The following is an 11401-nucleotide window of genomic DNA, read 5'->3' as shown; positions in this document are numbered from 1 at the left end:
CGCCCATACGACCAGGAGGTGACCGTGAGCGGAGAGATTTCTGCAGCGGATGGGGCCCTGCAGCGGGGCGCCGGGATCGTCAGCAGCTCGAAGCAGGACATCATCGGCGAGCTGAACTCGATTCAGTCTCAGCTGTCAAGCATCGGATCGTCGTGGCAGGGCGCGGGGGCCGCGGCGTTCACGCAGACCTTCCAGGCGTGGCAGGAGAAGTCCCGCCGCATCACGAACGCTCTGGACGAGTTCGAGCAGAACCTGCGCGACTCGCAGTCGGCCTACACGCAGACCGACGACACGTCTGCGCAGTCGCAGAACAAGTTCATGGGCCGTCTCGGCTGAGACCGGAGGGAAAAAGATCATGAGTGGTAACGGATACAAGATGCAGTTCGGCGCCGTCGACACGGCGGGTGCCGACCTCGTTCGCGGCGCGAACAACATCGACAACAAGCTCTCCCAGATGGAGGACGCGCTCAAGCCGCTCCAGGCGGACTGGACCGGTTCGGCCTCCGAGGCGTACATCCAGGCCAAGGCCAAGTGGAACGCGGCCCTGACCGAGATGAAGGCGCTCCTGAACGACATCGGACGTCAGGTCTCGCAGGACTCGCAGGACGGTCAGGCAAACGAGAACAGGAACATGAACCGCTGGTGATCATCACCCGGTGAGAGTTCGAGCCGGCTGTCGCCCCTCACGGGGTGACAGCCGGCTCTCTCTGTGTCTACGGGGCTGCGGGTCGGCGGCTGTGCCCGGGGTGATGTGCCGCGCGGCTCAGCGGGCGGCGTCGGCCAGGTGGCGGGCGTCGTGGCTCAGCACCTTGACGATGATGCCGTGGCTGCGCAGCTCCTTGGCGGCGCGCACTCCCTCTTCGGCGTCGCGTCCGAGGGCGTTGATGTTCGCCACGACGAGGACGTCGCCGGGCTTCAGCGTCGCGATGAGGCGCGAGAGCCGGTCGCTCCAGGACTCGAGGATGTCGGGGGCCGGGTGACGGAATCCCTCGATGGGAACCCCGAACCGGGTGAGGTCCTCACGCTGCTCGACGACCGAGGGCATGCCCTCTCGCGAGACGACGAGCCCGACCAGGCGCGACCCGTCCGGGCGCGCGACCCAGAAGTCGCGGTTCTGCTGCAGCTCGGTGAAGCACTTCGGGCACTCCGCGGCCGCGTGCGGCAGGTGCAGCGGACTCGTCAGGGCCTCGTCGACGGATGCCGTCGCCTTCATCGGATCGATCGTCTCGCTCATCGCGCACCTCCGGGATCCATTCTGCCCTGCCGGAGCCGTCCGTGGCGACCGTTCAGAGCATCCCGAGGGCTCGTACCGCCTCGCGCTCCTCGGCCAGCTCGGCGACGGAGGCGTCGATGCGCGATCGTGCCCAGTCACCGACGTCGAGGCCCTCGACGATGCGCCACTCTCCGTCGACCGCGCGCACCGGGAACGACGAGATCAGGCCCTCGGGCACGCCGTACTCGCCGTGCGACACGACGCCCGCCGAGGTCCAGTCGTCGGTGCCGTGCACCCAGTCGCGCACGTGCTCGATCGTCGCGTTCGCGGCCGACGCCACCGACGACGATCCGCGCACCGCGATGATCTCGGCCCCGCGCTTCGCGACTCGGGGGATGAAGGTCTTTTCGAGCCAGGAGGGGACGTCGCCGACGATGCGCTCGAGCGCCTCCGTCACCGGCCGGCCGGCGACGGTCGCGTACGACACGTCGGGGAACTGCGTCGCGGAGTGGTTGCCCCAGATCGGGACTCGGCGCACCGTGTCGACGGGCACGGCGAGGGTCTGCGCCAGCTGCGCCCTCGCGCGGTTCTCGTCGAGTCTGGTCAGGGCACTGAAGCGCTCGGCGGGGACGCCGTCGGCCGCGGCTGCGGCGATGAGCGCGTTCGTGTTGGCCGGGTTGCCCACGACCGTGACGCGCACGCCGTCGGCGGCGTGCGCGGCGATCGCGGCACCCTGCGGTCCGAAGATGCCGGCGTTCGCGGCGAGGAGGTCACCGCGCTCCATGCCGGGGCCGCGAGGGCGGGCGCCGACCAGCAGCGCCAGGTCGGCGCCGTCGAATCCCACGGCGGGGTCGTCGGTCACCTCGACGTGTTCCAGCAGGCCGAAGGCGCCGTCCTGCAGCTCGAGCGCCGCCCCCTCGGCCGCACCCAGCCCCTGAGGGATCTCCAGCAGTCGCAGCCGCACCTTCTCCTCCGGCCCGAGGAGGTCGCCGGCGGCGAGGCGGAACAGCAGCGCGTATCCGATCTGTCCGCCGGCACCGGTCAGTGTGATCGTGGTCGTCATGACCCGAGCCTACGTCCGGGCGAGGCGGTCCGGGCGGGGCGTCGTGCGGAGTACCCTCGTGGCATGACCTTCAACCCAGACGCCGACGTCTCCGGCAACACCGCTCGCCGACGGGGCCGCGGGGCCGTCGTGGCAGGGGCGGGCGGGGTCGGCCTGCTCGGCCTCATCGCCCTCATCGCCGGGCCTCTTCTGGGCATCGATCTGACCGGTCTGCTCGGTGGCACGGGCACCCCCGGCGGCGGCTCCGAGCCCGAGGGCGGCAGCGTGATCGAGAACTGCCTGACCGGTGAGGACGCGAACGAGGACGTCGACTGTCGGGTGGCGAGCGCGCAGCTCGCGCTCGACGGGTTCTGGGAGGATCGCGTCGACCAGTACAGTCCCCCGCAGCTCATCATCGTCGACGGCGCGACCTCGACCGCCTGCGGCACCGCGTCGAACGCGGTCGGGCCGTTCTACTGCCCGCCCGAAGAGACGGTCTACGTCGACCCGACGTTCTTCGACCTCATGCAGCAGCAGTTCGGAGCATCCGCGGGGGATCTCGCGCAGCTGTACATCGTGGGCCACGAGTGGGGCCACCACATCCAGTACATCACCGGCGTGATGGACCGGTACCCGAACAACGGCACGGGCCCGGACAGCAACGGCGTGCGCATCGAACTGCAGGCCGACTGCTACGCGGGTGCCTGGATCGGACGGATGACCGAGGAGAAGGACAAGAACGGCGTCCCCTACCTGCAGACTCCCACCGAGGCCGAGATCACCGATGCTCTGAATGCGGCGAACACCGTCGGTGACGACAACATCCAGCAGCAGTCGTCAGGATCGGTGAACCCTGAGAGCTTCACGCACGGCACCAGCGCGCAGAGGCAGGGGTGGTTCGCCAGCGGCTACAAGTACGGACTCGACGTGTGCGCCGATCCGCTGACCGTGTCCGGCGCAGAGCTCTAGGGCGACGGCGATGGACCTGGACGCACTGTATCCGCCGATCGAGCCGCACGAGACCGGCGAGTTGCTCGTCGGCGACGGGCATCGTCTGTACTGGGAGGTCAGCGGCAATCCCGAGGGTAAGCCCGTGGTGTTCCTGCACGGCGGGCCCGGGAGCGGCACCTCGCCCTGGCAGCGGCGGTTCTTCGACCCCGCCGTGTATCGGATCGTGCTGTTCGACCAGCGCGGCTGCGGCCGCAGCACCCCGCATGCGAGCGCGCCGGACGCCGATCTGCGCTTCGTCACGACCGCGCACCTGATCGCCGACATCGAGCTGCTGCGCAGGAATCTCGGGGTCGAGCAGTGGCAGGTGTTCGGCGGGTCGTGGGGGAGCGCCCTCGCCCTCGCCTACGCGCAGGCGCATCCGGATGCCGTCAGCGAACTCGTGCTGCGCGGCATCTTCACGCTGCGTCGCGAGGAACTGGAGTGGTTCTACGAGGGCGGCGCGGCGGCACTGTTCCCCGATCTGTGGGAGGAGTACATCGCCCCCATCCCGGTGCTGGAGCGCTCGCACCTGATCCGGGCGTATCACCGGCGGCTGTTCGATCCCGACCCCGCCGTGCACGAGCCCGCCGCCGTCGCGTGGTCGCGGTGGGAGGCGTCGACGGTGACCCTGCGTCCGAATGCGGCGCAGATCGAGGCGATGTCGGACCCGCGCACCGCGACGGCGTTCGCCCGCATCGAGAACCACTTCTTTGTGAATCGCGGCTGGTGGACGGAAGGGCAGCTGATCGCCGGCGTCGAGGGCATCCGACACATCCCCGCCGTCATCGTGCAGGGGCGTCACGACGTCTGCACGCCGATGATGACCGCCTGGGATCTGCACACGGCCTGGCCGGAGGCGGACTTCGTGGTCGTCGACGATGCCGGTCACTCGGCGGCCGAGCCCGGCATCCAGCGTGCGCTGCGGGCAGCGACCGATCGCTTCGCCGGCTGACGTCGACATCGGCCGGCTGATCCCGATCGTCAGGCGCGCAGCGCCGCCGTCAGGGTCTTCAGGAGTCCGAGGACGCCGCCGTCGGCACGGAAGCGGGTCAGTCCTTCGCTGACCGCCGCGCCGGTGCGGGACGACACGAACCACGGCGGCTTCGGCAGGATCGTGAAGCGTCCGCCGCCGTTGGCGAGGGGCAGTGATCGCGGGAACGGCCGGAACGGAGCGCGGACGACCGACCGCTCGACGTCGTCGAGCAGCAGTGCGTTGTGCACGACGCCGATCCCGCTGCCGACATCGTCGATCGTGCTTCCGGGGAACGCGCCCCAGGTGAGGGTCGGCGTGAGGAAGCCGAAGGCCGTCCAGCCGTTGACGGCGATCGAGCCGTAGCGCAGCGCCGCCACGGAGCGGTCGAACCCGGCGCCGAGCTTCTTCTCGGTCGCCGGGTCGATCAGGAGGTTCGCGCCGAGCGTGCCCTGCAGCTGCTCGTTAGCGTAGGCGACGGCGGTGTCGAGGAACTCCTGCCCGGTGCCGGGAACGGAGACGACGCCGAGGACGGGCGCGAAGTACTCGGTGCGCTGCAGCGCCGCCGCATCCTCGCCCTCCGCGATCTCGACCAGCAGCCGATCGCCGAGGACGAGAGCGTCGGGGTAGGCGTCGGTCGCGAGGTCCATCCGCGACGTCGCGCCCGGATACCAGGTCGGCCGCTCGGGGGCGTTCGCGTACGCCCGTCGGAGTGCCGTGCGGAAGTCGTCTGCCTGCGCCCAGTCGGACGACAGGATCACCACCTGGCCGGCGATGCAGTTGTGGCCGCTGTTCTGCAGGCGCATGGTGGCGACGTGCTCCGCCTGATAGGCGAGGTCGGCATCCGTCCACTCGCCCGGAACGATGATGATCGGCGACACTCCACCGAGCTCCGCCGTGATGGGCTTCTGCAGTCGGGGGGTGTTCGTGCGGCGGCGCTCGACCGCATCCGCCCCCGTCCCCCAGACGATCGCGTCGAAGGTCGCCGCCGACCCCGTGATGTGCACGTGCACCAGCTCGGGATGCCCGGTCAGGTAGGCGCCGACCGCCGGGCCGCCCCGCACGATGCGCAGCAGTCCGAGGCCGATCAGCGGGGCGAGTGCGCGCTTGTACACCGGCACGAGGGCGTCCTGTGTCGGGTTGACCTTCAGCAGGGCGACGCGGTTGTGGGCGAGCAGCTCGTACAGCACGTCGAGCACGGGGATGGAGGTGATGTTGCCCGCTCCGAGCACGAGCCCGACGCCCCCGGATTCCGACGGCGTGCGCTGCGCGAGTCCGGCCGTCGCCCTGGCGCGGCTCGGGGTGGTGCCGGGCTTCAGCCACACCTCGCCGGTGTAGCCCGAGAGCAGGATGCGGTCGATCCCGGTCAGGGGGAACGCGTGCACGCGGGTGCGTCCGCCGGGCGCACGGTCGATGCGCACGCTGTCGAGCGGATTCGTCCCGTGCGCCAGCCGGGAGAGCGTCTCGATGCAGGCGTCGAGGGCGCCCAGCACGCTGTACGGTCCGCTGAGCCACTCCTCGCCGCGCAGCGGATGGCGTCCGTCGAGCCCTTTCGAGGCGGCGGCGGTCCTGGCCCAGTCCTCGGCGGCGGTGGCCACACCGGTACGCACGCCGCGGAGCAGGGTGACGCGCTGCGCGAGGGTCAGCGCCGCCCAGGTGCGGCTGCCCGCCTGCAGCTCGCCGATCGCCTCATCGAGGCGGGCCCGCTCTCCGTCGTCCAGCTCCGGGCTCATCGATCCGGTGGGTGCGGTCGCGGAAGTCATCGGCGTCTCCTTCTGACGGGATCCCAGCTTAGGCCGCGCCCGCGAGTCACGCGTCGATGCCTCACGCCTCGATGTCGGAGCGGCGCAGCCGGTATCGACGCAGCGTCAGCAGGCTCGCGAGCATGAGCACCGCGGGCAGGATGCTGAAGCTGATCACGATGCCGACGACGGCGGCGTCGGGCTGCTGCGCGGTCGTGCCGGCGACGGTCGAGATGTACCCGGTGGCCGCGAGCGTCAGGGAGACCGTCGTCGCACCGAGGGCGAAGCCGATGGTCTCGCCCGCGGTCCACACGCCCGTGAAGGTGCCGGCCCGGCCCTTGCCGCTGCGCTGCTCGTCGTGCGAGATCACGTCCGGCAGCATCGCCATCGGCAGGGACTGGAGCCCCGCGTACGCGATGCCCGCGATCCCGATCGAGCCGTACATCCACCCGCCGGGGAGCCAGGCGGCGATCACGAGCGTCGCCGAGGCCGCCGTGAACAGGATGCTCGCGATGGCGAACGCCCGCTCCTTGCCGATCCGCCGGGAGACCGCGGTCCATGCGGGGGTCGCGACCAGGGCGGGGCCGACCAGCGACAGGAACACGAGGGTGACCGCATCCTCGCTGCGCAGCACCCAGGTGGCGACATACTGTGCGGCGGCGAGCATCGTCCCCGTCGCGAGAGCCTGCAGGAGGAACGTGCCCAGCAGCGCGCGGAAGGGCTGACTGCGCCGCAGCGTCTGCAGGCCGGCCGTGTAGGGGGCGCGGAACCCGGTGGCGGTGACGGCCGCCTCGGGCGGTGCTTCCGCGCCGGGCAGCGGGGCGGCATCCGCGGTGCGGGAGGCGATGAGCATCCCGACCCCGATCGCGACGCCCGCGACGACGCCCATCAGCAGGTACCCGGCGACCGGGTCCGCGCCGGCACGGCGCAGCTCGGGACCGCCTGCTCCGAAGAGCAGGATCGCGGCGGTGAGCACGACGACCCGCCAGCCCAGCAGGCGCGTGCGTTCGTCGTAGCCGCGGGTGAGCTCGGCGGGCAGCGCCACGTAGGGCACCTGGAAGAGGCTGAACGAGGTGGCGGTGGCGAGGAACGCCAGGAACACGCAGATCGCTCCGGCGGTGGGCCCCCAGGACGGCGGCACCGCGAAGGTCAGCGCGAAGAAGAGCGGAAGCGTGAGCGCCCCCACGACCATGAACCCGCGACGCGAGCCGGTGCGCGCGTACTGGCGGTCGGAGGCCGCACCGATCAGCGGATCGATCACGACGTCCCACACCTTCGCCGCCGTCACGATCAGGCCCGCGACGAGGGCCGCGACACCGAGGTTGTCGGTGAGGAAGTAGGTGAGGACCAGCCCGGGAAGGGTGGCGTAGCCGCCGGTGCCGAGCGAGCCCACCGCGTACAGCGCGATCGTGCGCGGGGAGAGACGGACGGATGCGCGTTCCGGCCGAGCCACGGAGCTCATCGCGCCAGTGTAGCGGTGGGGGACTCCCCGCCTGAGGGGGAGTCTCCGGTCAGATGAGGGAGAGCTCGCGCAGCTTCGCCTCGACGTCGGCGTTCGACGGCTCGACGTGGTGCGAGGTGTCCGGGTAGACCACGACGGGGATGTTGGTGCGCCCCGAGATCTCCTTGGCGACATCGGCGGCCGCCGGCTCCGCGACGAGGTCGATGTAGGTGTACTCGATGCCGAGCGAATCGAGCTGCTTCTTGGTGCGGATGCAGTCGCGGCACCAGTCGGCGCCGAAGAGGGTGATCGTGGATTCTGCGGAGGTCATGTCCTCCAGGGTACGTCCGCACGGCTGAGCGGGCGCCGAAACGGGCATCGGGCAGCGCGATCGCGCACCAGGCGTTGCGTACTAAGGGTAGCCTTACCTATGCTGGATTCATGACCACTGGCTGCGAACACCTCGAGGATCCGGACTGGGAGAACATCGACGGCGTGGTGCTGATCGCGGGCGACTCGACGGACGCCGCCATCGCCGCGATCACCGCACGGCTGCCGTGGGATGCGGAGGGCGTGGTCCTGATCGAGGCCGCGGCGCGCATCCAGTTCCGGCACATCGACGTGCCCGAGGGCATGTCGGTGCGCTGGCTCCTCCGGGGCGACGGCGCGCGACAGCACGCCAAGGGCGAACGACTGGCCAACGCCGTGCACTCATGGTGCGTCGAATGGACGTGCGCGGAGCCGCCGCTGCAGTGGACCGTCTGGCTCGGCGCGCACACACCGGCGCACGTCGCACGGATGGCGCGGAGCCTGCTCGGCGTCGCCAACTGAGAGCGACGCCGTCGCGTCCGCGCCCACATCGTCGGGGGAGCGGACGCGCCGGCGCCGGATCCGCGTGTCAGCGCGTCGCGAGGACGGGCGTGCCACCGACCGTGGCGCCCGCCGAGATCGCGTCGAGCGCGCGCCGCAGCGACGAGCTCGACGTGTGCGCCGTGTACGGGAAGTAGACGACCTCGACACCCACCTCGGCGAAGTCACGCTCGAGGCGCAGGCCCTTGTCCGTGCCGCGCCAGTCGTCTCCCTTGAAGAAGTGCGTGAACCGCACATCGTGCCAGGAGTCCATCTTCGACGGAGTGGTCTCGACGTACACGTCGTCGACGAACGAGATGTGGCGCACGATCTCCGCGCGCTCGGCGGTCGGGATGACGGGCTCGATGCCCTTCACCTGCCGCAGCATCTCATCGCTGACGACACCCGCGACGAGGACGTCGCAGTGCTGCTTGGCGTGACGAAGAAGGTTGAGATGCCCGACGTGAAACAGGTCGAAAGCACCCACGGCATAGCCGATGCGCGTCCCCATGATCTCCCCAGATCAGTAATTCCCCAGAGGCGGATCCCCATCCGCCAGCGACTCCCACAGCCGCACCGGAGCGAGTGTAGCAGGTGCCGGTTTCCTCCCGCACAGGAACCCGTGGAACGATGGATCCCGCAACGCGGGCTCTTCGGTCTGCACAGGGGGAAGGGAAAGGCTCGTGGCGACACCGGTCACGGTCATCGTGCCGACCTACAACGAGCGCGACAACGTCGCAGAACTCGTTGCGCGCACCGCGGTCGCGCTCGCCGCGTACGACGCGGAGATCCTCTTCGTCGACGACAGCGGCGACGACACCGCATCCGAGATCGCCAGGGTCGCGGCGGATGCTCCGCTGCCCGTGCGGGTCATCCACCGTGAGCACAACACCGGTGGTCTCGGTGGGGCGGTGCTGGTCGGGCTCGAGGCCGCGGCCGCCGACCTCTGCATCGTCATGGACGGCGACCTGCAGCATCCGCCCGAGCTCCTGCCCGCCCTGCTCGCCCGTCACGCGGACGGCGATGCCGACGTGGTCGCCGCGTCGCGGTACGTGGGCGGCGGTGACACCAGCGGTCTCGGCACGGCGGTGCGTTTCGGCGTGTCGCGGCTGGCGACCTGGCTGACCCGCGCGATGTTCCCCATCCGGCTCGCCCGCAGCACCGACCCGATGACGGGGTTCTTCCTCGTCGATCGGAGCCGACTCGACCTGGCGGCGCTCAAGCCGCAGGGCTTCAAGATCCTCCTCGAGATCCTCGCCCGCACGGATCTGCGCATCGCCGAGGTGCCGATGGAGTTCGGCGAGCGCAGACACGGCACGTCGAAGGCGAGTCTGCGTCAGGGGGGCACCTTCATCGCCCACCTCGCCCGACTGCGTTTCGGCAAGATGTCGCTGTTCGCCCTGATCGGTCTGATCGGCGCCGTCGCCAACCTGGGCATCATGTGGCTGCTGACCCTGACCGGAGTTCCCTACATCTGGGCGGCGATCATCGGCGCCGAGGTCACCATCATCGGCAACTTCCTGCTGCAGGAGCGCTTCGTCTTCGCCGACATGCGCACCGACGCCCGCGGCATCGGCGGTCGCTTCGCCGCCTCCTTCGCCTTCAACAACGCCGAGGCCGCTCTGCGCATCCCGGTGATGGCGCTGATGGTCGAGACCTGGCACATCTCCAGCGTGCTCGCCACAGGGCTGTCGCTCATCGTCGCGTTCGTCGCGAGGTTCCTGTTCCACTCCCTGGTCGTCTACGCGCCGCGCAGGACCCGCCCGTCGGATGCCGCCGCCGAGCCGAAGCCCGACACAGCGACGATCCGCATCATCCGCGCGATCGATTCCGAGGCGATGAAGCCGGGCGAGCTGTAGGACTCGCGCACCCCCGCTCGCGTGCGAGGATGTTCGGCGGGGAGGCGAGATGAAACGCAAGGCTCTGGGGGCCGTGATCGCGCAGGCCGCGCAGGCCGGCATCGGTCTGCTGCTGCAGATCCTCGTCGCGCGCCTGCTCGGCATCGAGGAGTACGGTCGCTTCGCGATCCTCTACGGAGTGGTCATCGTCGCGACCGCCGTCGTGACCGGTCTCGTCGGCGACTCGCTCGTCGTGCTCGAACGGTCGCAGCGGGCGATCCGCGCCGGGCTCGAGCTGATGCTGCTCATCACCTCGGTGCTGCTCGCGGTCGGGTCCTTCCTCATCGCCTGGCTCACCGGATTCTCCGACGTGCTCGAATCGGCTCTGTTCGCCCTGGCGCTCGCGGCGTTCGCGGTGGAGGAGATCGTGCGCCGCATGCTCATCGCGCACCTGTCGTTCGTGCGCACGGCGCTCACCGACCTGGCGGGCTTCGTCGTCGCGCTCGCCGTCATCCTCACCGTCCATGCCACGGGCACCCTGACGCTCGCCGCCTTCCTCGGCGGCATCGCGGCAGGTCAGGTCGCCGCCGCCTTCATCGGCTGGCGGCTCATGCCCCGCAGCGAACGTCACCTGGTGGGTCTGCGCGGAGCCGACCTCGCCGCCGTCTGGCGCTACGGCATGTGGCGCGGGCTGCAGCAGGTGCTGCGACCGAGCCTGTTCACGGTGCTGCGCCTGCTCGTGCTCGCCGGCGCGGGGCTCACCGCCGTCGGTCTGCTCGAAGCCGCGCGCACCTACACGTCGCCGCTGATCCTGGTGATCAGCGGACTGTCGTCGTTCCTCTTCGTGCGCTTCGCCGACCAGCACAAGGCGGGTGCGGGCGGCTCGGTGCGCGAGGCCGATCGCGTCGTGCTGTTCCTGCTGCTGGGCACCGTGCTGATGAGCGTCGTCGCCGTGGTGCTGATCCCCTGGGTGAGCCCGCTCCTGTTCGACGTCCAGGTCGATCCGCTCGCGGTCATCGCCTGGCTCGCGTACGGGATGTCGGTCGCGATCGTCACCCCCTACGGAGCGCTCGGCGCGGTGGGAGGGCGGCAGATCGCGGTCTTCGTGATCCGCCTCTCCGACACGATCCTCGCGATCGCCGCGGCCGTCGTGATGATCGCGCTCGGCGCCGAGGCATCGACCCTGCCCTTCGCCCTCGCCGTCGCATCGATGCTCGGCGGTCTCGGTCTGCGCGCGCTCGTGGTCTCGCGCGGCCGCCCCGAGCGCCCTGCCCCGTAACGGCCGCCCCGGCGGCCAGTGATAGGTTTATGCCCTG

13 protein-coding genes are annotated in these 11401 nt (G+C 70.3%); 7 read left to right on the top strand and 6 right to left on the bottom strand.

All coding sequences use genetic code 11. The features are described from left to right. Positions 1-24: 24 nt before the first annotated feature. Positions 25-336, top strand: coding sequence for a WXG100 family type VII secretion target (locus tag FQ142_RS15200; protein WP_045254915.1), 312 nt, complete (start codon positions 25-27; stop codon positions 334-336). 19 nt (positions 337-355) lie between these two features. Next, a complete protein-coding gene (locus FQ142_RS15195; RefSeq protein ID WP_045254914.1) occupies positions 356-646 on the top strand; it encodes a WXG100 family type VII secretion target in 291 nt (96 codons plus the stop codon). 117 nt (positions 647-763) lie between these two features. Here the strand turns inward: FQ142_RS15195 and FQ142_RS15190 are convergent, their stop codons facing one another. Together FQ142_RS15190 and FQ142_RS15185 are read right to left on the bottom strand one after the other, a co-directional pair. Next, a complete protein-coding gene (locus FQ142_RS15190; protein WP_149423961.1) occupies positions 764-1234 on the bottom strand; it encodes a recombinase family protein in 471 nt (156 codons plus the stop codon). Between the two features lie 52 nt (positions 1235-1286). Then, the gene (locus FQ142_RS15185; RefSeq protein ID WP_149423960.1) at positions 1287-2276 is read right to left on the bottom strand and encodes a malate dehydrogenase; all 990 of its coding nucleotides are present in this window, start codon (positions 2274-2276) and stop codon (positions 1287-1289) included. A gap of 63 nt (positions 2277-2339) precedes the next feature. On the opposite strand from FQ142_RS15185, the gene FQ142_RS15180 reads away from it, so the two are divergent. Next, positions 2340-3224: a neutral zinc metallopeptidase gene (locus FQ142_RS15180; RefSeq protein ID WP_149423959.1), complete on the top strand. Its 885-nt coding sequence runs from the start codon at positions 2340-2342 to the stop codon at positions 3222-3224. 10 nt (positions 3225-3234) lie between these two features. Beyond that, a complete protein-coding gene (gene pip, locus FQ142_RS15175; protein ID WP_188042432.1) occupies positions 3235-4197 on the top strand; it encodes a prolyl aminopeptidase in 963 nt (320 codons plus the stop codon). A 29-nt stretch (positions 4198-4226) separates the two neighbouring features. Here the strand turns inward: pip and FQ142_RS15170 are convergent, their stop codons facing one another. The 3 genes from FQ142_RS15170 to FQ142_RS15160 form a co-directional block, all read right to left on the bottom strand. Beyond that, a complete protein-coding gene (locus tag FQ142_RS15170; protein WP_149423958.1) occupies positions 4227-5978 on the bottom strand; it encodes an aldehyde dehydrogenase family protein in 1752 nt (583 codons plus the stop codon). 61 nt (positions 5979-6039) lie between these two features. Then, positions 6040-7419, bottom strand: coding sequence for an MFS transporter (locus tag FQ142_RS15165; protein WP_188042431.1), 1380 nt, complete (start codon positions 7417-7419; stop codon positions 6040-6042). A gap of 49 nt (positions 7420-7468) precedes the next feature. Then, complete coding sequence (locus tag FQ142_RS15160) at positions 7469-7729, bottom strand: glutaredoxin family protein (RefSeq protein WP_149423957.1); 261 nt, start codon at positions 7727-7729, stop codon at positions 7469-7471. A gap of 110 nt (positions 7730-7839) precedes the next feature. On the opposite strand from FQ142_RS15160, the gene FQ142_RS15155 reads away from it, so the two are divergent. Beyond that, complete coding sequence (locus FQ142_RS15155) at positions 7840-8229, top strand: SIP domain-containing protein (RefSeq protein ID WP_149423956.1); 390 nt, start codon at positions 7840-7842, stop codon at positions 8227-8229. Positions 8230-8296: 67 nt separating this feature from the next. Here FQ142_RS15155 and FQ142_RS15150 read toward each other — a convergent pair whose 3' ends face one another. Then, positions 8297-8758: an adenylyltransferase/cytidyltransferase family protein gene (locus FQ142_RS15150; RefSeq protein WP_149423955.1), complete on the bottom strand. Its 462-nt coding sequence runs from the start codon at positions 8756-8758 to the stop codon at positions 8297-8299. Positions 8759-8930: 172 nt separating this feature from the next. Here FQ142_RS15150 and FQ142_RS15145 point away from each other — a divergent pair, with 172 nt between their 5' ends. After that, entirely contained in the window at positions 8931-10106 is a 1176-nt protein-coding gene (locus tag FQ142_RS15145) for a glycosyltransferase (RefSeq protein WP_149423954.1), read from the top strand. Positions 10107-10155: 49 nt separating this feature from the next. Further along, positions 10156-11364 (top strand): lipopolysaccharide biosynthesis protein, encoded by a 1209-nt coding sequence (locus tag FQ142_RS15140; protein ID WP_149423953.1) that lies wholly within the window; start codon positions 10156-10158, stop codon positions 11362-11364. The last annotated feature ends 37 nt before the right edge of the window (positions 11365-11401 follow it).

The sequence above is a fragment of the Microbacterium sp. ANT_H45B genome, from assembly GCF_008369345.1.
Lineage (GTDB): Bacteria > Actinomycetota > Actinomycetes > Actinomycetales > Microbacteriaceae > Microbacterium.
Note: the sequence above shows the minus strand (reverse complement) of the source record. Positions and strands in the feature narration are given on the sequence as shown.

Excerpts from the sequence above, each read along its gene's own strand:
- FQ142_RS15155 (WP_149423956.1), top strand. The coding sequence starts at position 7,840 with ATGACCACTGGCTGCGAACACCTCGAGGATCCGGACTGGGAGAACATC.
- FQ142_RS15140 (WP_149423953.1), top strand. The coding sequence starts at position 10,156 with ATGAAACGCAAGGCTCTGGGGGCCGTGATCGCGCAGGCCGCGCAGGCC.
- FQ142_RS15195 (WP_045254914.1), top strand. The coding sequence starts at position 356 with ATGAGTGGTAACGGATACAAGATGCAGTTCGGCGCCGTCGACACGGCG.
- FQ142_RS15180 (WP_149423959.1), top strand. The coding sequence starts at position 2,340 with ATGACCTTCAACCCAGACGCCGACGTCTCCGGCAACACCGCTCGCCGA.
- FQ142_RS15190 (WP_149423961.1), bottom strand. The coding sequence starts at position 1,234 with ATGAGCGAGACGATCGATCCGATGAAGGCGACGGCATCCGTCGACGAG.
- FQ142_RS15170 (WP_149423958.1), bottom strand. The coding sequence starts at position 5,978 with ATGACTTCCGCGACCGCACCCACCGGATCGATGAGCCCGGAGCTGGAC.
- pip (WP_188042432.1), top strand. The coding sequence starts at position 3,235 with ATGGACCTGGACGCACTGTATCCGCCGATCGAGCCGCACGAGACCGGC.
- FQ142_RS15185 (WP_149423960.1), bottom strand. The coding sequence starts at position 2,276 with ATGACGACCACGATCACACTGACCGGTGCCGGCGGACAGATCGGATAC.
- FQ142_RS15165 (WP_188042431.1), bottom strand. The coding sequence starts at position 7,419 with ATGAGCTCCGTGGCTCGGCCGGAACGCGCATCCGTCCGTCTCTCCCCG.
- FQ142_RS15150 (WP_149423955.1), bottom strand. The coding sequence starts at position 8,758 with ATGGGGACGCGCATCGGCTATGCCGTGGGTGCTTTCGACCTGTTTCAC.
- FQ142_RS15160 (WP_149423957.1), bottom strand. The coding sequence starts at position 7,729 with ATGACCTCCGCAGAATCCACGATCACCCTCTTCGGCGCCGACTGGTGC.